The following is a 24086-nucleotide window of genomic DNA, read 5'->3' on the forward strand; positions in this document are numbered from 1 at the left end:
CGCGCGGGATGGTGGGCCGGGCGGATATCCGCGAACCAGTGAGGAGTAGCTATGCGTATCGGACATCCGAGCGACGACGAGTTGCGGGAGAACTTCGCCGAAATGCTCGAATCGGTCCGCAACGGCGGTGGTCTGCGCACCGAGACCGGACTGGACATGGAGACCGAGGACGCGCTGTGGGCGATCGCCCGCGCCTATCCCGAGGTTTCCGACGAGTTGGTGGAGGCGGCCCGCGCGACCTTCGCGGGGCAGCTCGACGGCACCAACGCCCGTGCCCGCCGCGCGGAACTGGAGCGGCAGTTCGAGGAGTTGCGGCGCGCCCGCGACGCGCACTGACCGGCCGCGGGCCGGCGTGGTCGGATTCGGCCGTCCGGTGGTTCCGGTTCCGGAGCGAGGCGATCGCCTCCGAGTTTCGTACGAGGGGAATGTGGGCGAAGTGACAAGGCCGGAAGACCCGGATACGCCGCAGGACGGGGACCCCGATGTCGGTTTCACCCTGTCACCGCCCACGCCGGCGCCCGATCCCGCCACGGCCGCTCGTGCGATCGTGCACGACGTCGCCCGGCAACTGGCCGCGGTCGCGCCCGAGGGCTGGCGCCGGGTGGACGCGGTGTTCGCCTCGACGGTGACCGCCGATGTCGGTTTCGCGGTCTTCTCCGACGAACGGCAGCACGCCGTGCGATGGACTCCCGGTCCTGAGGTACTCGCGCTGGTGCGTGAACACCGGTTGTTGTCCGCCGCGCTGGGGGACGGGCCGTGGTGGCGCCTGCTGCTGAGCCTCACCCGTGCCGGGCAGCTCGAGGTCGACTACGACTACGGTGACGAGCCGTTCCCCGACGATCAGTTGTTCGCGCCCGAGATCTACCGCGCCGACCTGGAAGCGTTCCCCCGCAGATCGCTCCCGGTGTGGCTGGCGGCGTATCTGCGGCACGGGGACCGCCAGCAGCGTTCCCCCGGCGTGGCCGCCGCACGGGCCCGCGCGGACCGGCAAGCCGGTGTTTCCGGGCGCCCGGTCGGCGACCTCCCTCCTTACCCGCTGATGGCCGCGCGCTGGGCGGTGCTGTCCGCGGCATTCACCGCCGCACGCTCCGAGTGGGGTCCCCGGTTGCGGCCGGGACTGCGCTGGTTCGAGGGAGCCACCCGCAGCGGGTCGTCCCTGCACGCGCTGCCCGCCGGTCGCGCGGTGCTGTCCGGCGGTGTGTGGAACGCACCGGAACTCGATCGGGCCTACAACGGTGCGGACGAGCTGCCGCAGCTGTTCCGGGGCGCACCGGACTGGGTCGCCGATCAAGTTCTCAACCACCGGGCGGGCGCCGGGATGCTCACCTTCTGCTACTGGTGGGACGGGCAGAGCTGGTACCGCGGGGACTCGCCGGACCCCGCGGTGATCACCGACGCGATTCCCGGGGTGCGCGAGGCGGATACGGTCGCGCGGATCGTGACCGGTCTGCTCGGTCCCGACCCGTCGGGCGAGCAGCGGGCTGCCGCCACGGACCTGGTATCGGCGGCCGAAGCGGGTCTCCTCACCCGTGCCGCACTCGCCCGTGTCTTCCCCGAGGACGGCGACTTCGATCTCGACGCCGCCTTCTATCAGCTGGTGATGGGCGGCGTGACCGCGCCGGAACCCCTCGCGGCCGACGCAGCGCTCGACCGGGTCGGCAGGTACCTGACCGACAGCGGCGCGGACACTTCCGGGTATTCCGTGGCGGAACTACGCGCGGACCGGGTGAATACCGGGTGGATGGTGTACGTCCCGGTGCCGCCCGGGGAGATCGCGGTCGGCCGGGCGATCTTCTACCTGGCCGATGACGGGGTGCTGGAGCGTTCCTCGTCGTCGGTGGCGCCCTCGCGCTATCTGCCCGAATTCGAGCAGCGGTTCCGCGAACGTAACCGCACGTTGCTGTAGCGCGCGAACCGACTGCGCGTCAATACAGTTCGTGACCTGTTCACGCAGTGGACGGCGGCGCACCGAAACTTCGATGGCCGTTCAGCGCGTGGTGGGCCGAGGGTAAGACTCGGCTGCGATCTTCGGTTGTGACCCGTGCTGTCGCCGGGCGTCGGTGAGGAGGGCGTGAGCGAATGGAGTGCCCGGCGCCGATGCGTGACCAGGGTGCCGGTGATTGTGGGATCACCGCGACCCCGTCGTCCGGCCGGACCGCGATCCGGCCGGGTGTTCAGTTGTGTGGTCCGGGGGTGGGAGTCCCGGGATCGGACGCCGGAATCGTATCGGTCCGGTGCCCAGCCGATCTCGAGTCGCTGTTCCCAGCATTGACGAGTGGCAGGACGCGGAACTTCGACGTGGCGGGAGTGTGAGGTATGGCCGGCGACGACCCGTGGGGTGCTTTCCGGGACCGCGCCGCGAGCGGCGGCGTGGCGTTCGAGGAAGCTGTCGCGCGGGACGCGGCGCAGTTCTGCGCCGACCTGATCAGCATTTTCGATGTCGTCGACGGGGTCGCGCCGCTGCTGGTGCCGCTGACGAAGCTCGGACCCGAATCGTTCTCCGGTCCGGAGCGGCTGCGCGCGAAGTACGACGAGGTCGCCGGTGAGTTCGCCGACGACATCATGTCCGGGCATCGCCGGCGCGTCACCGACCTGGGCGAGGCCTTCGTCCTGGCCGGAAAGCTCTATCAGGAAACCGATGCGGACGCGGCCGGGACGTTCGCGCGGATGGTGGACGACAGTATGGCGGGCTCGCTGGTCGAGCACGCGTTCTCGCACTACGACGAGACCGACGGCTGGGTCGACGAGACCTACACCCTCGTTCCCGATCTCGGGAATTACGCCGATAAGAACAACAAGTTCACGCTGCCGAGCGGACTGTCGGGTTTGCCCGGTAGCGCGGGTGCGGAGGGGTTCGCGGCGGAGGCGCCGCCGGCCGGTGGACTGAACTTCAACCAGTTCTGGTGGCTGGGCCAGGAGATCAACGGCGCTTCCCAGTTCATCGCGGACAAGGCCACCTATTGGATCCGGATGAAGATTCAGCTGGACACCGGCTTCACCGATTTCGACCAGGGGATGCAGGGCCTGCTGGAGTCCGACCGATGGAAAGGTCAGGGGGTCGAGGGCGCGACCACGGCGGTCCGGGCCTATCTCGGCAGCGGCAAGCATCTGATCTCGGCCATGCAGCAGCTCGGCGACAACCTGCTGAACGCGTCCCAGTGGATTCAGAACACCGCGCTGGGTATGCCGGACAAATCGTGGGCCTACACCCGTCAGGAGGGCGGGGACGCCGCCGTCCACCAGCAGGAGACCTTCGCGCGACAGGTCTACGCGAACTGGTACGAACCGGGAGTCGAGCTCTCGGCCGGCGCGATTCCCAAACTCGTGAAGCCCACCGAGACCACCGGACCACCGGCGAACGACGGCGGGGGCGGTGGTGGCGGCGGCGCGAACGGTGGTGGCGGCGGTGGCGGTGGCCAGAACGGGCGGTACGAGCAGCAACAGGCGGCGCTGCAGGAGATCGATCAGCAACGTGCGGAACTGCTGGCCGCGCAGCAGGATCTCGAGGAGCAGGCGCAGGCGCAGCAGGCCGCGCTGCAGCAGCAACAGCAGGCTCTCGAAAAGCAGCCGGAGGCGCAGCCGCTGTTGCAGGCGGCGCAGCAGGGGCTGCAGCAACTCGGCCAGATGGGACAGCAGTTGTCCACCGCCGCGCAGCAGGCGCTGCAGCAGGCCGGTATCACCGGGCTCCCGGGGATGCCCGCGTTGCAGGACGCGGTGAAGAACTACCAGTCGGCCTTGCAGAAGGCGGGGAAGTTGCCCGCCGGTCTGGGTGGGGGCGGTGCGGGTGCCGGTGGTGGCGCCGGTGGCGGGCCGGGCGCGGTCGGCCCGAAGTCCCCGCAGGTGCCGAACATGGAGAAGGCCGCCAAACTGTTTCCCCGCGCTTCCCTCGCCACAACGGTCGGCGGCGCGCAGTCCGCCGGTGTCGCCGCGTCCTCGATGGGGCAGGGCGCGCCCATGGGCGGTATGCCGATGGGCGGCGGTGGCGCGGGCGGCGCTGCCCAGGGCGGTCAGCAGAAGGACCACAAACGCGCCGACTACCTCGATTCCACCGAATGGCTGGAAGAAGGTATCGGTGAGCCGTCGGTCGTGGCGAAACCCGTGGTGGATCAGTGATCGCCGGGGCCGGACCGCGGCTGTGGCGGTTCACCGATATCGAGTTCTACGCCCTGTGGACGGCGGCGACCGGGGAACTCGGACTGCCCTTCCCCTTCCATTTCACCGCCCGCACCCTCGACCCGCAGAAGTTCCGGTTCGACCAGCGGCAGGCACACGCGGAGTTGCGCGAGCGGCTGGGGGAGACATTCGATCCGGTGCTCGATGTCCTCGCCCACCCCGATATCCGGGTGGTCCTCAGCGGCAGCGATCACCGCGAGGGCGACGAGCCGCGCAGTGTCGTGCGGCTGCTGGGCGCCCGCCGGGCCTCGGCCGGCTATGTCGTCTCCTCGCTGCCCGGTGCGAGTTTCTGGCACAGCGGCGGTTTCACCGTGACCGGATGCGACGCGGTGCGGCTGGCGGACGAACTGGTGGCAAAGCTCCCCGACGTACCCGCCGGGAGCCGTGGTGAGACGGTGCTGCCGCGCCGTGCCGCCCCGGACCGGGGGGAGACGCGCCCCCGGAAGGCTCCCACCGTGCGTGATTCGTTCGCCGCGTCGGAGTTCGAACGCGGGTCGGCGTTCCTCGCCGCGCCCGTGAGCTGTGTGGGAACCATCGATGTGGAGCAGGGTTCGTCGATCTACGGCCCGCGCGGTATCACTCGCCACCGGATGGACTGGCGGGACCTGGTCGACGACGGCAGGTATCTGGTCCGCGGGGCCGACACACCGATCGCCGCACCCGCCGGCACCGAGTTGCTGACAGGCGCGATCAATTCGATGGTGGCCCAGGTGGTCCGGGTCATCAAGGACGAGCGTCGCAAGGTTTGAGCGGTCTCACCGCCGGCGGCCGTGCTCGTCCCATTCCCGGATCGCTTCCAGTTCGCCGTGCTCTCCGAACAGGCTCTCGGCGGCGAGGCGACCGTTCGGATGCCACCGCCGGAACACCCCGCGCGGCTGCCCGCGACAGCTCTCCCCCTCCGATTTGAGCCGTCCGTCGGGCCACCACTCCCGGCAGCTGCCGTGCCGCAATCCGTCGAGGTAGAACTCCTGGGACAGCAGCTGGCCGGGCACCAGCTCTTCGACCACCTCGCCGGTGAACGGCTGCCCCGCGTACTCCAGTCGTAGGTCGGCGGTCACCGTGGTCGGGTCCTCGTTCAGGTCGATTCGCCTCATCGCGGATCTCCCGTGGGTCCGTGCACGCGGACAGAATATCGATGCGCTGGGCAAACGCGGTGCATATGCGGCGAATTCGCGGCGCCCACTCGTCTCCGCCGACGGCCGATCGGACCGGCGCCCCGCCCGGAGGAATATCGGTGGCGGGCTCGGCCGGCTGCGCGGGCGTGGTCGCCGGCCCACCGCCGACCGTGACATCTCGCAGGCCGCTGCGGCTCGAAGTGAATTCCGGCAGCCGGTGCCGTTCGATATTCGGCTCTACCGCATCGGTGACGCGAACAATGAGCCGTTGAATAACGGTCGATAAATGGTCGAATTGTGTTCCGGGAACCTCGGTCCGGTATCGAACCGTCCCGGCGCAGGCTCGATCGGGCACCTCCCGCGGTGTGCCTCTTTACATCTGGGTGGTCAGGTCAACAGTGATCGCCTGGTCCGGAAGTCGCGTCCGGCTATCCGCGGTGCGGTCATCACCGGCCGATAACCGTCAGTTCATCTCGGCGATCGATACTCGAATAGAGAAATGGTCCGGATCACGAAATTTGGGCGTGTGCGGTGAAATATGCGCGAGGGTCACGCCGCCGGGCCGTTCGAACATCGGAGGAGGCTGCACGATGAGCGATTCCGGCCGGGTCGGATCGGAATTTCCCACCGAGTTCGGCGTGCATTCGCTGGCAGGGACAATTCGCGTCCGGACAACGGAAATGGGTTTGCCCGTGGCGATATCCGTGGAACCCGGGCAGCTGCGCCGCGATCCGGACGCGCTCGCCGGCGAGATCCTGCGGCTGTGTAAACAGTCGGCCGCGCGGGCGGGCCTGGAGCGGCGAAAACAGCTGCAAGAGGCAGGTTTTACCGCCGAGCTACTGCGGTCGACCGGGCTGCCCACCGAAGCGGAGGTGGCGCGGCAGGAGATCGTCGACGAGCAGGACTACGACACCGAACCCGAGAGCTGGCTGCGTTCGGTCTAGACGCCGCGGCATCGGCGCCGCGGAATTCGGGCGCGAGAAGAGAAGGCAGACAAAAGGTCTCTATCTATTCGGAGGTGGACGTGGTCGAAACAATGGATGAACTCATCGCCAGAGTGCAGCAGCAGGTTTATCGTCTCACCGATCTACGTGACGCGATGACCGGCATCCTGATCACCGAGACGTCATCCGACGGCACGGTAACCGTGGAAGTGAACGGAAATGTCGCGCTGACCGGACTGAGTTTCACCGGCGCGATCAGCAAACTCACTCCCGAACAGTTCGAGAAAACGCTGGTCGATACCGCGCGGGCGGCAGCTCACCGGGCCGTGACCGAACTCGGTGAGTTGATAAACGACTTCAATGCGGAGAGCACTAGGTAGTCACCGAGTGTTAACCGCGCCGCGATCGCGGCCGAAGGTATCGAATGGGTAGCGTTGATTACGAAACATTGTGGGATGTTTCGGGATTGGACGAAGACATGAACAACATTCACGTTGTCCCGGATGCGGTTCGCCTGTACGGCAGCGAATCCGCGGCCATGGCGGCCGGGGTGGCCGCGGCCGGCGCGGTCGATCAGGCGGCGACGGTCGCCTTCGCGGCTCCGGTGTTCGGGCTGATCGGTCAGGAATTCCTGGCCGCGTTCGCCTACGCGCAGGCCAATCACCTGTCCTCGGTGGCCGAACTCGCCGCCGTGCACGCCGGCACCGCGCTCACCGCGTATCAGGCCGCGGCGAGCTACGAGATCGCCGACGCCGGTAACGCTACGAACATCGGCGCGGTGTTCCCGGGTTCATGAGTGCCCCAGGAGCAGGCGCGGCCCCGCCTCCCGGCGCGGAGGCCCTCGACCCGACAGTGCTGGACCTGTTACGCGGCAGTGCGCTGGCGCCGATGCTGGACAGGCCGGTGAACGACATCCTGCACAGCATGGGATTGCCGCATCTGCCGGAACTGCCGGCGTTCGGCCAACTCCCGGATATGCCGCCGCTGCCGACGATCGATCTGAGCGCGCTGATGCGCCCGCTCACCGATCTCGCCTCGGCCTTCGGCACCGGCCGATTCGGTGCCCCGGCACCGGCCGCCCCGGCGGACGGTGCGGCCGCATCGCGGGACGCGGCGGCCGCACCGCCCCCGCCGGTGGACCCCACCCAGGCGTTGTCGCAGATATCGACCGTGATGCAGACGCTGCTGCAGGTCGCGCCATCGGTCCTGCAGACGGTCATGAGCCTGTGGCAGGGGATGGGTGCCACCGAGGCGGCCGAGAAGGCCGGGGCGGCACAGGCGGACGCGGCCGCGCTGGAGGCGCAGAGCACCGGCGAGAAAGCGCACCTGGCCAAGGGCGCGACCAGCGTGGCGATCGGCGGCGCGGAGATGGCCGCGGTCATCGCCGCGTTCTCGGCGAAGCTGGCGCTGGCCCCGCTCTATGCGACGTCCGCGGGCGGCGCGGCGTACCTGGTGGCCTCGGCGGTCGAGGCGGGCGTCGAGGGGCTGGCCATCACGGCCAAGACCAAGACCGAACTCGGTATCGAGGCAGTGGGTATGACGCAGACCGGTGAGAAGGTGCCCATCACCAACGCACCCACCGGTGTGAACCCGGCCGATCAGATGAACCAGCTGATGCAGCTCGTCGGAATGGTCACGCCGCTCATCGGGACCGTGGGGCAGGCCGCCCGGTCGCTGGGGCAGCCGGCCGCCGCGAACCCGGCACTGTCCGCGCCGAAACCCATCGACGCGCCGGGCGCCACGGACGGCCCCGGGCACCACGAGCCGGATGAAGCGCGGACCGGAGGTTTCGGTGGTGGTGGCGGCGGTCTCGGTGGGGCAGCGACGGGGGCGGCCGCCGCGCCGCTGAGCCCCTTTCCCGGGACCAGGACCGCGGCACCCGGTCCGCTCGGTGCGGTCGGCGCGCCGGGTGGACTCGGCGGCGTGTCGTCGGGGTCGGCCACGGGCGCGGCCGCCGCGGCGCACAACGGGGCCGCGAATTCCACCGCGGCCGGCAGCGGCCCCGGTGTGATGCCGATGGGTGCCGGCATGGGCGCCGCCGCGGGAATGGCCCGCGACGGGGAATCGGTGACCGACGGTTCGGCGCGCGGCATGGTCTCGGCCGCACACGGCGACGAAGTGGTCGGGACGCTCGAAGGTATCGCGGTGCCGGTCGTCGGCGCGGCGGAAACAGCATCGGAACCACCGCCGGACAAAGAACTCACGCTCTGAGAGCACCGGCGAACAGCACACAGGAGGGTCTCATGAACAACGAGATGGGCGAGGTGTACGACGGCGTCCGGTTCGACCCGGCCGCGGCGGGCAAGGCCTCGTCGGGGCTGGACACGCTGGCCGACCGGCTGGCCGCCGATCTCGACGCGGCCGCGCAGGCGTTGACCGTGGTGCCGGCGGGGATCGACGAGGTGTCGGGGCGAGCGTCGCAGACCCACAACGATGTCGCTACCTCATATCTGGCCGGCGCGCGGGCCAGTGTGCAGGAGATGCGCAAACTGGCCGCCACGCTGCGGCTGAGCACGACGCAGTTCGACGGTATGGAAACCGACAACGTCTCGAACCTCGGCGGCCCGAAGGCCTGACCGCGGCTCGTACCGGCGACGATCGAAGGGTATTGCGCAGCGATGATCGAACCACCGCAGCCCGGTTTCACCGGTGTCGTGTGGCCCGCGCGCCCGGCCGACCGGCTGGCCCGCGACCTCACCGCCGGCCCGGGTGCCGTGCCGATGGCCGAGGCGGTCCAGGCGTGGGCCCGGCTGGCCGCGTCCTTCGGCGCGGCGGTGGTGGAATACGAACGGATGGTCCTGGAGATGCGCGGCGCCTGGGGGTCCGGGCGCAGCAGCGAAGTGCTGCAGCGCATCTCGACATTGCGCGACTGGCTGGTCGACGCGGCGGCGGCGGCGACGGCCAATGCCGCGCGCTTCCAGGCTCAGGTCGCGGCCTACGAGATCGCCCGGCTGGCGATGCCGCATACCGCCGATATCGAACAGATCCAGCAGATCCAGCGGATGCTGGAATCGGTCGGCGGCATGCTGGGGGCCCCGATCGCAGCGATCGCGGCCGAGACCGACAAGGACGCGGATATGGCCAAGGCCGTGGCCTCCCGGGTCATGGAGAACTACGAGAAGGCCACCGAACCGCTCGCGTCGTCGTGGCAGCATCCCACGCCACCGGCGATCGCGCCCGATACCGCGCTGGCCGCCGAACACGCGGCCGCCGCGCCGGGCGCGACCGCACCGGCGCCGGCGGTGCGTGGCGGTGTGCCCATGGGCGCGCTGGGCATACGGGTGGGCGCGATGCCGATTCCGGCGGCGATGCCGCGGGTCCCGGTCGCCTACACCGCGCCGATCTATACGCAGTCCGCGACGGCGCCGGAGGTCCTACCGCAGAACGCGTCGGTCGCCGCCGGTGGTTCTTCCCAGGCGGCGCCGCTCGCGCCGGGGGCGATGGGTGCCGCGAACGCCGCGGCCGGCGGGCAGGAGGCGCCACGGTTCCCGCGGGCGGGCCTGTCCGGTGACGAGGACGATCATTTCGCCGGCGAGGGCGAACTGCGGGCCGCGCCGGCGGTGCTCGGCGCGGTGGAGGCGCCGGCGGTGCGGGCGCACGCCGGAGGTACGCGGTGAAGACTTTGAGCAACGACGGCCTGCTCGCGGTCGCCGAGCGACTCGGTGTGCAGACCCTGCCCCTGGTGCTCGCCGCCGGACCGCGGCAGGACTCCTACGACGAATGGCGGGCGGCTCGGGAGCGAGCCGTCGCGGAACTGATCACCGCGGAGGTGTTCGACGCCGAGGGCGATGTGGACATCGATCTGGCCGACGCGTTGTACATACTCGCGCAACCGGATCACGAGCTGGTGGCCCGCGGTTACGGGCCCGAGCACACGCTGCGCGGATGCGTCGCCGGCCGCGCGCAGCGGTACGCAGTGGCGATCCGGACCGGGGACAGTTTCGATATCGGGACCATCTGGTGCGACGGTTCGCCCGCCGCGCTGGTGCGGCCGCTGCTGGACGCGCTCGGGCCGGGGGAGCCCGCCGCGGTCGGTGGATTCAGCGCGCCGGCCGACGAACTCGCCCACCGCCTGAACGCCGCCGAGACCACCGGCGACTACGCGGACGCCCTCTACGCGCTGGGGGTACCCGACCGCGACGCCACCGTGCTCGGCTCGGCCTTCGGCAGCTGCCACGCCTACACCGAGATCGTGGCCTACAGCCACGAGGACGGATCGACCACCCGCGCCCCCGGCGCGGTCGCGGTGTACGACACCGAACGTGGGCGGATCGCTGCCGCTCCCATGGTTTCACCGGACCGGCAGGTCTGGTCGACGGTCACGACGGGCACCGACCATCGGGTCGCGCAGGCGGTCGCCGGGCTGCTCGAGGGTCTGCCCGGGGGGAGGTGGCCGACACCGTAGTTCTCCCGGTGCTAACCCACCGTCTCTTCATCTCGAGATCGTCGGATCTCGGCACTGAAACGAACGCACGAAAGGAACCCCACAATGGCTACACAGGGTGTTGATCTCGATCTCGAGCTGGTCAAGAAGGCGACCGGCGAGATGTACCAGGCCATCGAAAATCTGCGGCTGTCGGTGAAGGCCGTGGATTCGGCCGGCGATGCCGCGCGCGCGGGCTGGAAAGGCGATGCCAACGCGTCGTTCGTCACCACCTCGCAGGCCTGGAGCGACGAGTCCGACCGGCTGAACCAGAAGCTCGACGAGCTGACCAAGGCCACCGAAGACGCCACCCAGACCATCCTGGGCATGGATGAGGACGCCTTCATCCCCGGCGGCGGCTACACCAGCCTCTGACTTCGTAGCACGGCACTTCCACCTATCCACTGCACCGAGAAGGAATTGGGATCATGAGCGATATCTTGTACGACAAGCCCACCATGGAGGCCTTGTTCGACTCGCTGAAGACCGAGGGCAGCAAGATCCAGGGTGAGATCGAGGCCCTGGCCACCGCCAAGGACAACTTCCTCAACGCCATGGCCGGCCAGGGCGCCCAGGAAGGGTTCCAGACCGCCCACGGCGCGGTGAACACCGAGCTCGAGGACACCCTCACCAAGCTGGATCAGCTCGCCGCGGCGGTGGAGAACGCGCTGCACCGCGCGCTCGAGACCGATAAGAAGATCGGCGACGGCTTCGCCGCTTTCGGCTGATCGCGCCGCACCGGAAGTCGAACGGCCGGCTGGATCGGATGAGGATCCAGCCGGCCGTTCTCGTGCGTTCGGTCGCTCAGCGCGCGGCCAGGGATTCGCCGATGTAGTGCATCTCCTCCTGGGTCGTCACCATGTTCACCGTCGTCGTCACGGCGGGGGTGCGGACGGTCACCCGGTTGGGGGCGCCCGGATCCTGGATGAGTGAGACGTCCGCGTCGATCGACCCCGGCGGGTCGTGCGGCTGCCGGACGTGCACGATGGTCGCCCCGCCCGCATGGGAGACCGGGTCGACACCGTCGAACACCAGCACCGTGGTGCTCGGATAGGGCGCGGTGGGCAGCGGCGGTGGGCCGGGCGGGTGGTAGCTGACACCCGCCGCGCGGGGCGCGATGGTGAGGATCTGCGGGGCATCCAGATTCCGGACCAGGGTCTGCCAGGCCTCGGGCCGGGAGGTGTGCACGATGGCGTGCGCGCCGAGTCCGGTGGCGCGCAGGATGACCTGCTGCGCGAGATCCAGTGTCCCGATCACCTCGAGCTGGCGGGTGCCCTCGCCGATGAGCGGTACCGCGATGCCCTGGCCGCGGTCGTCGGCACCGATGAGCTGGCCGCAACCGGCCGTCGGCACAGTGAACTCGGCGAGCGCGGCGAGCGTGCCACGGTAGGCGACCTCCCGTCCCCAGTGGCCGGTGTGGCCGACCGGCAGCGTATCGAGCAGGATGCGCAGCTGGTTCCCGTAGAGCTGACGCAGTCCCGGCAGTGGTGGCTGCTCGGGCGGTTCGACCGTGTCGAACCGGACGACGGCGTTGAGGACCACGGTTTCGGCCAGTTCGGTGTGCGGGTCGTTGCGGCCGATACCGGGCCGCAACCGCAGCGTGACCGTGGTGGACAGGCTGGGCGCCGCCCAGATATCGGCCAGTCCACGCGGGCCCACCATATCGGCACCGATCTGATATTGGGCAAGGTATCGGCCTTGGGATTCCAGCCATTTCGGGGATTCGGTCAGCTGGTCCACGGAGAAACCGTGGGTGAGTTCACGGACCGCGGTGTTCATTTCGGTCGCGGTGAGCACCGAGGCCGCGATACCGTGCGCGGCCAGCCGATTCGCCACCCGCCGGGTGGCGATGATGGCGGCGCGCAGTGCTCCGGTGCCGCCACCGCCGCGGTTGTCCACCGCCTCGGCGTTGGCCAGCGGGTCCAGCCGTAGCACCAGCCAGCAGGTGCGATGGGCGATGGCCGGCAGTGGGCCGAGGATCCGGTTGTAGAGGTGCGCGGCGATTCCGGTCCCGGCCGTCCGCGCACCGGTGCTCACGACATCGATACCGGCCAGGGTCAGGTCGAATTGGTCCAGGCAGCGGGCGATCTCCGGCAGTGGCAACAGCTGTTCGGTACTGAGCGAACCGGGGCGCAACAGGGTGAGAGTGTCCGGTGGCGGATCGATGCGCAACATGGTGAGCAGCAGATCCCCGTCCCAGCGCACCCCGTATCCGCCACCTTCGGGCAGTGGTACATCGAAGGCCGCGGCACGATCCAGGAGTCCCGTCGTTACCTTTCCACGCCGGGCCACTTCGCCGGCGATCCGGGCCATCGCGGTGCGGCCGCCGATCGGGGTCAGGCAGATCACCGCAGTGACGACGCCCGCACCCAGCGAATACCAGACCGAATTGCTGAATGCGAGGACGATCCACGCGATGAATGCCGCGAACAGAATTCCGGGGACGACTATTCGAAGTGGAAATATACGGAACAACCAGAATTCGGGATCCCGCAAAGTGTCGTACGCCGATCGGCGATTATCTGCCGAATCCTCGGAATCGACTTCTTCCGTGATTTCGGCGACCCGCGGTGCGGAGTTCATCGTCTCGTTCACTGCTGTTAGTTCCTGCCTCGGTGGCATGCGCTCCTCGGTGGGCCACCAGGGATTCCACCGATTCGGGCCGACGTAACCATCGGGAATTACGGTACCGTGTCGAAGGAGATCGCGGTCGATAGCTCGATGGAGTCCTGAGTGCCAGCACAGCTGACTACCCGTGCCCAGGTCAACGGGTACCGTTTTCTGTTGCGCCGTCTCGACCACGCGCTGGTGCGCCGCGATGTCCGGATGTTGCACGACCCGATGCGCTCTCAGATCCGTTCGCTTCTGGTCGGGCTGGTGCTGGGCATCCTGATCATCGCCGGTGCCGCCATCCTGGCGTTCCTGCGTCCGCAGGGTGCGATCGGGGACGCGCTCATCGTCTCCGGTAAGTCGAGCGGCGCACTGTATGTGGTGGTGCAGAAAGAGGACGGCAGCCGGACCCTGCACCCGGTACTCAACCTGGCCTCCGCGCGACTGATCACGGGCAGCGATGCCGAACCGCACGCGGTGAAGGACGATAAGCTGGACTCCCTGCCGCGCGGTCCGCTGCTCGGCATCCCGGGTGCGCCCGCCGCCTTGCCCGGATCGGCGCAGGGCGGCGATTCGCACTGGTCACTGTGCGAATCCATCGAATTGTCCGCGGGTGGCAGCGCAGCGTCGGCAGCCGGGGCGACGACGACTGTGGTCGCCGGTCGGCCCGAACTCACCGACCGTATCCGGGCCGCCGGCCCGGCCGAGGCGCTCCTGGTGGCCCGCGACGACAAGACCTACCTGGTCTACGACGGTAAACGCGCCGAGGTCGACCCGAACGATTCGGTGCTCTCGCGCGCGCTCGAACTGCCCGGCCATCGTCCGCGTCCGGTCGGTACCGGCTTCCTGGGTGCCACCACCCAGGTACTCCCGCTGAAGGCGCCGGTCATCGATCGCGCGGGTGAGCCTGGTCCCGGGCCGCTGGCCCGGATTCCGATCGGCGGCATCATCTCCGTGGCCGGCGTGGGCCGGGACAGCAGCTCCGAGATGTTCGTCGTCCTGGCCGACGGTGTGCAGCCGGTGTCGCCGTTCGCGGCCGAAGTGATCCGCTACGCCGATTCCCAGGGGATGAGCCAGGTCGAGGTCCTGCCGCCCGATGTACTCGACGAGGTACCCGTGGTGCGGCGGTTGCCGATCGAGGACTTCCCGGACGAGATCCCGGAGATCGTGGAAGCCGAGGACGGGCCGGTCACCTGCATCGCCTGGTCGAAGTCACCGGGCACCGCACCGGCGGGTGAGGGTACCGGTGACGGGCCGGGGGAGCGGGCCACCGTCGGACTGCTGATCGGGACGCGCTTGCCCATCGCCGAATCCGCCGCGCCGGTGGAACTGGCCACCGCCGACAGCAGCGGCGACCGGGTGGACCAGGTGTATCTCGCTCCCACTCATGGGGAATACGTACAGATCACCGGTCTCGAGCCGGGCAGCCCCCGGCGGGGCAGTCTCTTCTACGTGACCGACAACGGTATCCGCCACGGCGTGCCGGACCCGGCCACCGCCGGCGTTCTGGGCCTGGGCTCCACCCCGCATCTCGCGCCGTGGGCGATCATCGGCCAACTTGTCCCCGGGCCGACATTGGATCCGCGAGAAGCCCTGGTCGGCCACGATTCCCTGACCGAGCCCTGACCTGGGGCGGCCGGCCGACGGGTGAGGCCAGGGTCGGCCGACCGGCGCTCAGTCCGGGTCGGTCCAGCCGATGTTCAGCGACGCGAGGACGGTGGTCAGCGCGAGCCGCATATCGGGTTCCTCGATACGCCGCAGTACCGCCTCGTCGATATCGGTGAGGTCCAGTGATTCGTCGTTGGCCAGCCGGAACTCGCGTTCCTCCTCGGCCGCCTCGATCACATTGCGGATGAAGCGACCGTTACCCGCCAGGTCCACGCCGCGCCGGGGCTGCCCGTTCTGGTCGGTGCTCTCCATGGTGTACAGGTGGTCGCAGGCCCGGATCAGCACCTTCAACGCTTCCTCGGACAGATCCGAGTCGCGCTTCTTCGCGATGACCTCGCCGATCTGCCCCAGCTCGGTGGCATTGTAGGACGGGAACTGCAGGCGTTTGGCGAAACGCGAGGCCAGACCGTCGTTGGCGGCGAGCAACCGGTCGATCTCACCGTCGTATCCGGCGATGATGACCACCAGGCGGTCGCGGTCGTTCTCCATCCGGGCCAGCAGGGTATCGACGGCTTCGCGACCGAACGCGTCACCGCCCGACAGGCCGGTCTGGATCAGCGTGTAGGCCTCGTCGATGAAGAGCACGCCGTCCATGGCGCTGTCGATCAGCTTGTTGGTCTTGATGGCCGTGCTGCCCAGATGCTCGCCGACGAAATCGGCGCGCTTGGCCTCGACCATCTTCTCGGTCTGTAGCAGGCCCAAACCGCAGTAGATCTTGGCGACCACCCGCGCGATGGTGGTCTTACCGGTACCGGGTGGGCCGGTGAACGCCAGATGCTGCCCGCGTGGCACACTGGCCATTCCCTTCTCCGCCCGGATCTTGGCCAGCTGCGCGGTCGACTGCAGCTTGGCGACCTGGGTTTTCACCGATGCCAGCCCGATTTGGGAATCCAGCTCGGCGCGTGCCTCCGCCAGCGTCTCCTTGGCCCGGTCCTGGACCTCGGCGCGGTTCATCTGTTCCATCGTCGGGGAGGAGGCCGGATCCCATTTGTCGGTCCGCGCCTCGATCACCTCGCGGTTGGTGACCGTGATGCGGTAGGTGCGGTCGCGCATGGCCGCAGCGTTCGCTTCGAAGTCCGGTGCCTGCGAATAGACTTTTTCGAACAGCGCCTGGGCCTGCTCCTCGTTGCCGGTCTCGCGCAGGCACAGGCCGCGACAGAACATGGCGGTGGAGCGGGCGGCGGGAATCGGTCCCTGCTCGGCGGCCGACATCCGGCGGATGGATTCGGCGAACAGTCCGAGCTGGCCGCAGGCGGTGCCGACCATGACGTGCGCGCCGGCCGCCAGGTACGGGTCGTCCCATTCCGCCGAAGCGGCCAGCACGGTCATCACATCGGGCCAGCGCTGCGTGGTGTAGTGCAGCACCCCGCGGACATAGGCCGCTATGCGGTTGTCGGCCTCGCGTTCCCCCTCGCTGAGCCGCTGACCCGTGCGGTAGGCGTCCAACTCGTTCAGAATGCGTTCGGCCTCGTCGAAATCCCGGTCGGCGATCAGCTGCGCCGCCCAGGCCAGGGAGATCTCGGTCCGGCTCGACAGTGGATAGTCGATGTAGAGGCCCGGCTGGAACCGGGCGGTGAGCTCTCGGGGCTGCAGGCCCACCCGTCGCTGCTCGCGATAGAGCGTGGCGTCGCTGGTCTTGTACAGGTTGAACAGCACGTCCTTGGTGAGTTCCCCGGCGGCCGCCCGGCCCAGCCACGCGTCGCACATCCCCGGATCCCATTCGGTGGCCCGCTGGAACGCGAGTTTGGCGTACTCGAGGTCGCGGGCGGACTCCTGTCCTTCGATGGACAATCCGAGCGACAGAACCCCGGCGTCGAATGCGCGTTGTGCTTGGCGGTTGCCGGTCATTGCAGGCGCTCCCCGAGTTCTTTGTATCGGTGTTGAAGAGAACGTTATCTGGATACCAGACTACCGATCGCGCGCGCCTCGTCGCTCCGTTACATTGGGTGCAGTTGCCGAGGGAACCGGCACCAAGAAGTCACCCGAGCGAGAGTTCACGAAGAGTGCCGAAGTTGTTCACGCAGACCGTGTTCCGCGGTTCACTGCCTCTCGGAATATGAAAAGCGGACGGCGGATTGATGGTTTGTCGTCGGCCCAGTCGTGAAATGTCGAGCGGGATGTGGGTGGGGAGATGAGTACACCGGTCGAGTCGCCGAGCACCAGCCGCGCGCAGGAACCGGAACTGGCCAGGATATCGGTCATCGGCGGTAACACCCAGGTCGACGTGGGTTTGCCCGCGGCAGTCCCGATCGCCGGTTTCATCGGCGAACTGGTGGCGCTGATCGAATCACGCAGCCCGAAGTTGCCGGACTCCGAGGATGACGCGGGTCCGCTGTCCGCCCAGCGCTGGACGCTGGCCCGCCTGGGGCGGGAGGCGATCGCGCCGAGCCGCACCCTCAACGAAGCCGAGGTCTACGACGGCGAACTGCTGGTGCTGCGCTCGGTGTCCGCCAAGGAAGCCCCCGCGCTGTTCGACGATGTCATCGACGCGGTATCCCGGCTCACCGCCGAGGAGTTCACCGGCTGGTCCGGCGCCTCCGCGCGCTGGATGGGCCTGGTGACCTCGGCGCTGACCGTGCTCACCATCCTGGCGGTCCTGGTGGTCTCACGCGGGGCCGGAGATCCGCTCGCACCGGGATTGGCGCTGCTCGGCTCGGGTCTGGCCGCGTTGGTCGCGGCCGGGATCACCGCGCGCAGGTACCGCGACGAACTCACCGCCTCCTGGCTTTCGGCCGATGGGTTGATGCTGCTGTTCGGCGGCGCGGCGCTGCTCGTACCGGGCGCGCTGGGCAGTCCGCACCTGCTGCTGGGCAGTTCGGTGCTGCTGGTGGCCTCGATACTGGGATACCGACTCACCGGGGTGGGCGCGACCCTCTTCTCCTGCGCCGCGGCGTCCGCGGTGTTCGCGCTGGTGACCGCCGTCATCTATCTGATCTGGCATCCCGGGTTGCCGAAGGTGGCCGGCGGACTGCTGGTCGCCGGCATCATGATCCTGTCGATGGTGCCGCGGCTGGCGGCCCTGCTGGCCCGGCTGCCGATCCCTCCGGTGCCGACTGCGGGCGCTACCATCGATCCGGCCGATCACGAACCCCGCCCGACCATCGAGGGTATCGGCGCCATCGGTGCGACGGCCCTACCCTCGGCTGCCGGCCTGGGTGAACGTGCCCGGGCGGCAAACCGATTCCAGACCGGTCTCATCGGTGCCTGCACCGCGAGCGCGGTCATCGGCGCGTTCGGGGTCGCCGACCCGCTGGGCGCCTACCGGTGGCAGGGCGTCACACTGGCGGTGATCACCGCGATCATCTTGGCGCTGCGGGGGCGCTCGTTCGCCGATATCACGCAGGCCGCGACCTTGATCGGCGGCGCCTGTGTGACCTTTGTGTCCCTGGTCGTCGGATTGTCCTTCGGCAACGGTGATCTCGTCCTGGCCTGTGCCGCGACTCTCCTCGCCTTCACGCTCGGCGTGATCGGTTTCGGCGTGATCGGCCCGCATATCGAGGTCACTCCGGTGGTCCGTCGGGCGATCGAACTCTTCGAATACGCGCTGATCATGGCCGTGATCCCGCTGGTGCTATGGGTGATGGGGATCTACGGCACGGCCCGGAACCTGAGCATATGAGTGCTCGCCGGCCACACTGCGGTCTGCTGCGGATGCTGTGCGCGGCCGGTGTATTGGGTGCGACGGTGGCGTTGCCCGGTCCGTACGCCGGGGCGGTACCGCAACCCGCGATCGATCCGGGCGCGCTGGGCGCGGCCCAGGCGATCAGTGGCCGGCCCGCTCCACTCGAGCCCACCGAACAGCGCGCGGTGTGCGCCGAACCGCTGCTCACCGGCGCGCCTCCGAGCGAACCGCCGATGGCGCAGCAGGTTCTCGATCTGCCCGCCGCCTGGCATTTCAGCCGCGGCGCCGGCCAGAAGGTGGCGGTGATCGATACCGGCGTGAACCGGCATCCGCGCCTGCCCCGGCTGCAACCCGGTGGGGACTACGTCTCCGATACCGACGGCACGGTCGACTGCGACGGGCACGGCACCCTGGTCGCCGGGATCATCGGCGCGCAGCCCGTTCCGGACGACGCCTTCGCCGGGGTCGCGCCCGACGCGGAGATCCTGACGATCCGCCAGCTGAGCCTGGCCTACGAGAAGAAGGACAACAACAACCGCGACGCACCCGGCAAGATCGCCACCGAGGGGTACGGCAGTGTGCTGACCCTCGCGGGCGCGGTGGTCCGGGCCGTGGACATGGGCGCCACCGTCATCAACATCTCCGAGGTGGCGTGCACCCGGGCCGGGCTCGATACCGCCGACAGCGCACTCGGCGCCGCTGTCAAATACGCCTACGACCGCAATGTGGTGGTGGTGGCCGCGGCCGGCAACCTGCAGAGCGACGGCGCCTGCGAGACCCAGAACTCGGGTGCGGGCTGGAATTCGGTCGCGACCGTGGCCAGCCCGGCGTGGTTCTCGCCGTATGTGCTGGCGGTGGGATCGGTGGACCCCGACGGGCAGGGCTCCGAACTCTCCCTGAACGGTCCGTGGGTGCAGGTGGCCGCCATCGGCCGCAATATCGTTTCGTTGGACAGCAAACCCGGCGGTACCGGACTGGTCGACGGAGTGCAGACCACCGAGGGCATCCGTTCGGTCGAGGGCACCAGCTTCGCCGCGCCGTATGTGGCCGGCCTGGCCGCGCTGGTGCGGTCTCGTTTCCCCGAACTCACCGCCGGGCAGGTGATGGACCGGATCACCCGGACCGCGCACGGCCCGGGAACCGGTCGCGACGACAAGATCGGGCACGGTCTCATCGATCCGCTGGCCGCGCTGACGGCCGAACTGCCGGTGGAACCGGTGAGTACGGGCGCGGCCGTCGCCAAACCCATCGCGGCACCCGTGCATCCGCCCGGGCCCGATCCGCGCCAGCGCTTGATCGCGATCACCGGGTCGGCGATCTGCCTGGCCGGTCTCGCGATCGGCGCCGCCGTGGGGTATCCGTTTCGCCGGCCCCGGCGTGAACTGGATCTGGCACCGGACCCTTAACTCGGCACCCAGCTCACCGTTCGTCGCCGATCGAAGAAGGAACCATGGCTACCGAAGGTTTCGTGCGCCGTCCTCGCATCGCCCCGCCCCGGGCTCCGGGCGGCGAGGTCGCGCTGACCGCGCCCCCGGAGGTTCCGCGTGCCATCCCGGCGCCGCTGATGATGAAGATCATGCCGGTGGTCATGGTGGTCGCGGTGATCGGCATGATCGCCATGATGGCGATGATGGGCCGTAACCTGCTCGCCAATCCCTTCATGATGATGTTCCCGATGATGATGATCATGTCGATGGTGGGCATGATGGCCGGCTATCGCGGCGGTGGTGGTAAACGCGCGGTCGAGCTCAACGAGGAACGCAAGGACTACTTCCGTTACCTCGACCAGATACGCCGCGATGTGCGCCGCACCGGCGGGAAGCAACTCGAATCTCTGAGCTGGAGTCATCCCGAACCCGCCGATCTGCTGTCGCTGGTGGGTACCCGACGGATGTGGGAGCGCCGCCCCAACGACCCCGATTTCGGTCATGTCCGGGTGGGTGTGGGCAGTCATCGGCTGGCCACCAAACTCGCCCGTCCGGAGACGGGCCCGCTCGAGGATCTGGAACCGGTGTCGACCGTCGCGCTGCGCCGGTTCGTGCGTACGCATTCGGTGGTGCACCAGTTGCCGACCGCCGTCTCGCTGCGCGCCTTCCCCGCCATCAATATCGGTGGCGATCCGGCGGAGTCGCATACGCTGGTGCGTTCGATGCTCATGGAGCTGGCGACCTTCCACGGTCCCGACCATCTCGCCATCGCGGTGGTCTGCAGCGATCCCGACGGACCGGTCTGGTCGTGGGCGAAATGGCTGCCTCACCTGCAGCATCCCACCCAGCGCGACGGGATGGGCTCGGTCCGGATGATGTACCAGTCGCTCGGCGAACTCGAGACCGCGCTGTCGGCGGAACTGATCGAGCGCGGCCGGTTCATGCGCAATCCACAGCCCACGCAGGGCCGGCTGCACCTCGTTGTCGTCATCGACGACGGCTACGTCAGCGGCAACGAGCGGCTGGTCGCGGAATCGGGCCTGGACTCGGTGACCGTGCTGGACCTCACCGCACCCGAGGCCGGTCTCGCGGTCCGGCGCGGCCTGCAGCTGGTCTGCGCGAATTCGGAAGTCTCGGCCAAGAGCGCGGCCGGTGTCGAACGTTTCGCCGTCGCCGACGAGGTGAGTATCGCCGAGGCCGAGGCGTTCTCCCGTGCCCTGGCCCGGTATCGCCTTGCGACCGCGGCGCAGATAGTCAGCCTCGGGGAGGGCGCCACGGCCGACCCCGGATTGATGGCGTTGTTGAAGATTTCCGACGCCGCCCAGATCGATCCCGCCCGGGTGTGGCGCCCGCGTACCGCCCGCGAGCGGTTGCGGGTGCCGATCGGTATCACCCCCGACGGCACTCCGGTCGAGATCGATATCAAGGAGTCCGCGGAGAACGGGATGGGGCCGCACGGCCTGTGCATCGGGGCGACCGGTTCGGGGAAATCGGAATTCCTGCGCACCCTGGTGCTCTCGCTGGTCACCACGCATTCTCCCGATGCGCTGAACCTGGTGCTGGTCGACTTCAAGGGCGGCGCGACCTTCCTGGGCCTGGACCCGCTGCCCCATGTCGCGGCGGTCATCACCAACCTGGAAGAGGAACTCTCCCTGGTCGACCGGATGAAGGACGCCCTGGCCGGTGAGATGAACCGCCGGCAGGAACTGCTGCGGTCCTCCGGTAACTACGCCAATGTCACCGATTACGAGAAGGCGCGCGCCGCCGGTGTCCCGCTGGATCCGCTGCCCGCCCTGTTCGTCGTGGTCGACGAGTTCTCCGAATTGCTCTCCCAGAAGCCCGATTTCGCGGAACTGTTCGTGATGATCGGGCGTCTCGGCCGCTCGTTGCACGTGCATCTGCTGCTGGCCTCGCAGCGCCTCGAGGAGAACAAACTGCGCGGACTGGAGTCGCATCTGTCCTACCGGATCGGCCTGCGCACGTTCTCCGCCAACGAGTCCCGCGCGGTCCTGGGTATCACCGACGCCTACCATCTGCCGAGCGTGCCCGGGTCGGGCTATCTGAAGAGCGATGCCTCCGACCCATTGCGGTTCAATGCCAGCTACGTCTCCGGCCCGTACGAGGCGCCGCAGGGCGCGGCGACCGGCGAGGACGGCAGGCCGGTCGCTCGGCAGCGTCCGGCCGTGTTCACCGCGGCACCCGTGGAAATCCCCGAGGCCGAGACCGCCGCGGCGGTGGAACCGGCTGCCGCGATCAACCCGCTGCTCGAATTGCCGCCTCCGCCGTCGGAGGTGGGTGCGGGCGCCCTGGACGGCGAGGGCGTGCCGGACTCCCTGCTCGATGTCGTCGTCAAACGGCTCACCGGGCACGGCCGGCCCGCGCACGAGGTGTGGCTGCCGCCGCTGGACGAATCGCCGACGGTGGATATGTTGCTGCCCGACCCGGATTGGCGCTCGCCGGTCAACCGGCACGGTCAGCTGTGGATGCCGATCGGGGTCATCGACAAGCCCTACGAGCAGCGTCGTGATGTGCTCACCATCAACCTGGCCGGCGCGCAGGGCAATGTCGCGGTGGTCGGGGGTCCGCAGTCGGGTAAATCGACCACGCTGCGCGCCATCATCATGGCCGCCGCCGCCACCCACACTCCCGAACAGGTGCAGATCTACTGCCTGGATTTCGGTGGCGGCAGTATGTCCGGGCTGGTGGGTATTCCGCATGTCGGCTCGGTGGCCGGCCGGCTGGACGGTGACCGGGTGCGCCGGACCATCGCCGAACTCACCTCTCTCATGCGTCAGCGCGAGGAGCGGTTCGCCGAACAGGGCATCGAGTCGATGGCCGAGTACCGCCGCCGCAAGTTCGCCGCCCTGCAGCAGGGCATCGCCGATCCGTTCCCCGAGGACGCCTTCGGCGACGTCTTCCTGGTGATCGACGGCTGGATGGCGATCCGGGAGGAGTTCGAAGTACTCGAACCGCAGATCAATGCCATTGCCGGACAGGGGCTTTCGTTCGGTATCCACCTACTGATAGGTGCCTCGCGCTGGGCCGAGATCCGGCCGGTGGTCAAGGACCAGATCGGGACCCGGATCGAACTGCGCCTGGGTGACCCCTCCGACTCGGAGATGGGCCGCCGGGTGGCGCACCAGGTCCCGGTGGGGCGGCCCGGGCGCGGTCTCACCGCCGACCATCTGCACATGCTCATCGCGCTGCCGCGACTGGACTCCGACTCCGGCACGGGTGCTCTCGCCGAGGGCGTGACCCGGGCCCGGACCGAACTCGCGCAGCTGTACCCGAACCGCCGGGCGCCCGAGGTGCGGATGCTGCCGCTGAAGTTCGAGCGTGCCGACCTGATCGAGCAGGCCCGCTCGCGCGGCATCGAATCCGGTGCCACGAAGGTCGTGGTCGGACTCGGTGAATCCGAACTACAGCCGCTGGTCCTGGATTTCAACGCCGAACCACATTTCATGGCCTTCGCGGACGTGGAATGCGGTAAGACCACCCTGCTGCGCAATATCGTCATGGGGATCACCGAGAATTCCACCGCCGAAACGGCCCGGGTGATCATGATCGACTATCGGCGCACCATGCTCGGTGTTATCGAGGGCGACCAGCTCGCCGGGTATTCCACCTCGTCGCAGACCTGTGCGCCGATGATAAAAGAAGTCGCTGCCTATCTGGCAAAACGAATTCCCGGATCCGATATCACCCCGCAGCAGTTGCGGGAACGCAGCTGGTGGAGCGGTCCGGAGATCTACATCGTGGTCGACGACTACGATATGGTCGCCGCCGGCAGCGCCAACCCGTTCCAGCCCCTGATCGAATTCCTCCCGCAGGCCCGCGATATCGGTATGCACCTGATCGTCACCCGCCGCATCGGCGGGGTGTCCCGCGCCCTGTACGACCCGATCCTGGGCACGATGAAGAATATGTCGGTGGACACGCTGATCATGAGCGGGTCCAAGGACGAGGGCAAGCTGATCGGTGATGTGCGGCCCACCAAGCTGCCGCCGGGGCGCGGCACGCTGATCTCGCGCAGCCGCGGTATCGAGATGGTGCACATCGCGCATCTCGATCCGCTGTGAAGCCGTCCGAGTTGTTCCGGGCGCG

At 68.6% G+C, this 24086-nt stretch carries 20 protein-coding genes; 17 read left to right on the forward strand and 3 right to left on the reverse strand.

Annotated elements, in window-relative coordinates:
• The first annotated feature begins 51 nt into the window (after nucleotides 1-51).
• From NF4_RS14635 to NF4_RS14650, 4 genes are all read left to right on the forward strand, one after another.
• The gene (locus NF4_RS14635) at nucleotides 52-336 is read left to right on the forward strand and encodes a hypothetical protein (protein WP_063127889.1); all 285 of its coding nucleotides are present in this window, start codon (nucleotides 52-54) and stop codon (nucleotides 334-336) included.
• Nucleotides 337-436: 100 nt separating this feature from the next.
• Complete coding sequence (locus NF4_RS14640) at nucleotides 437-1906, forward strand: hypothetical protein (RefSeq protein ID WP_084533134.1); 1470 nt, start codon at nucleotides 437-439, stop codon at nucleotides 1904-1906.
• Between the two features lie 410 nt (nucleotides 1907-2316).
• Nucleotides 2317-4113 carry a hypothetical protein gene (locus NF4_RS14645; RefSeq protein WP_063127890.1) on the forward strand — a complete coding sequence of 599 codons (1797 nt, stop codon included), beginning with the start codon at nucleotides 2317-2319 and terminating at the stop codon, nucleotides 4111-4113.
• Nucleotides 4110-4922: an ESX secretion-associated protein EspG gene (locus tag NF4_RS14650; RefSeq protein WP_232330467.1), complete on the forward strand. Its 813-nt coding sequence runs from the start codon at nucleotides 4110-4112 to the stop codon at nucleotides 4920-4922. Before NF4_RS14645 ends, NF4_RS14650 begins: the two co-directional genes overlap by 4 nt.
• 6 nt (nucleotides 4923-4928) lie before the next feature.
• On the opposite strand, the gene NF4_RS14655 is transcribed toward NF4_RS14650, so the two are convergent.
• Complete coding sequence (locus tag NF4_RS14655) at nucleotides 4929-5267, reverse strand: toxin-antitoxin system YwqK family antitoxin (RefSeq protein WP_063814587.1); 339 nt, start codon at nucleotides 5265-5267, stop codon at nucleotides 4929-4931.
• Between the two features lie 611 nt (nucleotides 5268-5878).
• Here NF4_RS14655 and NF4_RS14665 point away from each other — a divergent pair.
• The 9 genes from NF4_RS14665 to NF4_RS14705 all read left to right on the forward strand — a co-directional run bounded on the left by NF4_RS14665 (nucleotide 5879) and on the right by NF4_RS14705 (nucleotide 11383).
• Nucleotides 5879-6232 carry a hypothetical protein gene (locus NF4_RS14665; protein WP_063127893.1) on the forward strand — a complete coding sequence of 118 codons (354 nt, stop codon included), beginning with the start codon at nucleotides 5879-5881 and terminating at the stop codon, nucleotides 6230-6232.
• Between the two features lie 74 nt (nucleotides 6233-6306).
• Nucleotides 6307-6612 carry a YbaB/EbfC family nucleoid-associated protein gene (locus NF4_RS14670; RefSeq protein WP_232330468.1) on the forward strand — a complete coding sequence of 102 codons (306 nt, stop codon included), beginning with the start codon at nucleotides 6307-6309 and terminating at the stop codon, nucleotides 6610-6612.
• A gap of 98 nt (nucleotides 6613-6710) precedes the next feature.
• A complete protein-coding gene (locus NF4_RS14675; RefSeq protein WP_063127894.1) occupies nucleotides 6711-7028 on the forward strand; it encodes a type VII secretion target in 318 nt (105 codons plus the stop codon).
• A complete protein-coding gene (locus tag NF4_RS14680) occupies nucleotides 7025-8443 on the forward strand; it encodes a hypothetical protein (RefSeq protein WP_063127895.1) in 1419 nt (472 codons plus the stop codon). The genes NF4_RS14675 and NF4_RS14680 overlap by 4 nt, the downstream gene beginning before the upstream one ends.
• Before the next feature lie 32 nt (nucleotides 8444-8475).
• On the forward strand, nucleotides 8476-8808 hold the full coding sequence (locus NF4_RS14685) for a PE family protein (RefSeq protein ID WP_063127896.1): 333 nt from the start codon (nucleotides 8476-8478) through the stop codon (nucleotides 8806-8808).
• 42 nt (nucleotides 8809-8850) lie between these two features.
• On the forward strand, nucleotides 8851-9849 hold the full coding sequence (locus tag NF4_RS14690; protein WP_063127897.1) for a PPE domain-containing protein: 999 nt from the start codon (nucleotides 8851-8853) through the stop codon (nucleotides 9847-9849).
• Entirely contained in the window at nucleotides 9846-10637 is a 792-nt protein-coding gene (locus NF4_RS14695) for an ESX secretion-associated protein EspG (protein WP_063127898.1), read from the forward strand. The genes NF4_RS14690 and NF4_RS14695 overlap by 4 nt, the downstream gene beginning before the upstream one ends.
• A gap of 84 nt (nucleotides 10638-10721) precedes the next feature.
• Nucleotides 10722-11030 (forward strand): WXG100 family type VII secretion target, encoded by a 309-nt coding sequence (locus NF4_RS14700; RefSeq protein ID WP_063127899.1) that lies wholly within the window; start codon nucleotides 10722-10724, stop codon nucleotides 11028-11030.
• A gap of 53 nt (nucleotides 11031-11083) precedes the next feature.
• Nucleotides 11084-11383, forward strand: coding sequence for a hypothetical protein (locus NF4_RS14705; protein ID WP_063127900.1), 300 nt, complete (start codon nucleotides 11084-11086; stop codon nucleotides 11381-11383).
• Nucleotides 11384-11459: 76 nt separating this feature from the next.
• Here NF4_RS14705 and eccE read toward each other — a convergent pair whose 3' ends face one another.
• The gene (gene eccE / locus NF4_RS14710; protein ID WP_232330469.1) at nucleotides 11460-13250 is read right to left on the reverse strand and encodes a type VII secretion protein EccE; all 1791 of its coding nucleotides are present in this window, start codon (nucleotides 13248-13250) and stop codon (nucleotides 11460-11462) included.
• A gap of 138 nt (nucleotides 13251-13388) precedes the next feature.
• Between eccE and eccB the strand changes: the two genes are divergently transcribed.
• Nucleotides 13389-14891, forward strand: a complete 1503-nt coding sequence (eccB, locus tag NF4_RS14715; protein WP_063127902.1) for a type VII secretion protein EccB — start codon at nucleotides 13389-13391, stop codon at nucleotides 14889-14891.
• Nucleotides 14892-14939: 48 nt separating this feature from the next.
• Here eccB and eccA read toward each other — a convergent pair whose 3' ends face one another.
• Nucleotides 14940-16781, reverse strand: a complete 1842-nt coding sequence (eccA, locus tag NF4_RS14720) for a type VII secretion AAA-ATPase EccA (RefSeq protein ID WP_063127903.1) — start codon at nucleotides 16779-16781, stop codon at nucleotides 14940-14942.
• Between the two features lie 283 nt (nucleotides 16782-17064).
• Here eccA and eccD point away from each other — a divergent pair, with 283 nt between their 5' ends.
• From eccD to eccCa, 3 genes are read left to right on the forward strand one after another with little or no spacing between them, the layout of a single operon-like run.
• The gene (eccD, locus tag NF4_RS14725) at nucleotides 17065-18552 is read left to right on the forward strand and encodes a type VII secretion integral membrane protein EccD (protein ID WP_063814588.1); all 1488 of its coding nucleotides are present in this window, start codon (nucleotides 17065-17067) and stop codon (nucleotides 18550-18552) included.
• Nucleotides 18549-19961, forward strand: coding sequence for a type VII secretion-associated serine protease mycosin (mycP, locus tag NF4_RS14730; RefSeq protein WP_232330470.1), 1413 nt, complete (start codon nucleotides 18549-18551; stop codon nucleotides 19959-19961). Before eccD ends, mycP begins: the two co-directional genes overlap by 4 nt.
• A gap of 44 nt (nucleotides 19962-20005) precedes the next feature.
• Complete coding sequence (gene eccCa, locus NF4_RS14735) at nucleotides 20006-24061, forward strand: type VII secretion protein EccCa (RefSeq protein ID WP_063127905.1); 4056 nt, start codon at nucleotides 20006-20008, stop codon at nucleotides 24059-24061.
• Nucleotides 24062-24086 lie beyond the last annotated feature (25 nt).

Origin of the sequence: Nocardia fusca NBRC 14340 (assembly GCF_001618425.1) — a bacterium.
Classification (GTDB): Bacteria; Actinomycetota; Actinomycetes; order Mycobacteriales; family Mycobacteriaceae; genus Nocardia; species Nocardia fusca.

Excerpts from the sequence above, each read along its gene's own strand:
- NF4_RS14635 (WP_063127889.1), top strand. The coding sequence starts at position 52 with ATGCGTATCGGACATCCGAGCGACGACGAGTTGCGGGAGAACTTCGCC.
- NF4_RS14645 (WP_063127890.1), top strand. The coding sequence starts at position 2,317 with ATGGCCGGCGACGACCCGTGGGGTGCTTTCCGGGACCGCGCCGCGAGC.
- NF4_RS14655 (WP_063814587.1), bottom strand. The coding sequence starts at position 5,267 with ATGAGGCGAATCGACCTGAACGAGGACCCGACCACGGTGACCGCCGAC.
- NF4_RS14665 (WP_063127893.1), top strand. The coding sequence starts at position 5,879 with ATGAGCGATTCCGGCCGGGTCGGATCGGAATTTCCCACCGAGTTCGGC.
- NF4_RS14675 (WP_063127894.1), top strand. The coding sequence starts at position 6,711 with ATGAACAACATTCACGTTGTCCCGGATGCGGTTCGCCTGTACGGCAGC.
- NF4_RS14680 (WP_063127895.1), top strand. The coding sequence starts at position 7,025 with ATGAGTGCCCCAGGAGCAGGCGCGGCCCCGCCTCCCGGCGCGGAGGCC.
- NF4_RS14685 (WP_063127896.1), top strand. The coding sequence starts at position 8,476 with ATGAACAACGAGATGGGCGAGGTGTACGACGGCGTCCGGTTCGACCCG.
- NF4_RS14690 (WP_063127897.1), top strand. The coding sequence starts at position 8,851 with ATGATCGAACCACCGCAGCCCGGTTTCACCGGTGTCGTGTGGCCCGCG.
- NF4_RS14700 (WP_063127899.1), top strand. The coding sequence starts at position 10,722 with ATGGCTACACAGGGTGTTGATCTCGATCTCGAGCTGGTCAAGAAGGCG.
- NF4_RS14705 (WP_063127900.1), top strand. The coding sequence starts at position 11,084 with ATGAGCGATATCTTGTACGACAAGCCCACCATGGAGGCCTTGTTCGAC.
- eccA (WP_063127903.1), bottom strand. The coding sequence starts at position 16,781 with ATGACCGGCAACCGCCAAGCACAACGCGCATTCGACGCCGGGGTTCTG.
- eccD (WP_063814588.1), top strand. The coding sequence starts at position 17,065 with ATGAGTACACCGGTCGAGTCGCCGAGCACCAGCCGCGCGCAGGAACCG.
- mycP (WP_232330470.1), top strand. The coding sequence starts at position 18,549 with ATGAGTGCTCGCCGGCCACACTGCGGTCTGCTGCGGATGCTGTGCGCG.
- eccCa (WP_063127905.1), top strand. The coding sequence starts at position 20,006 with ATGGCTACCGAAGGTTTCGTGCGCCGTCCTCGCATCGCCCCGCCCCGG.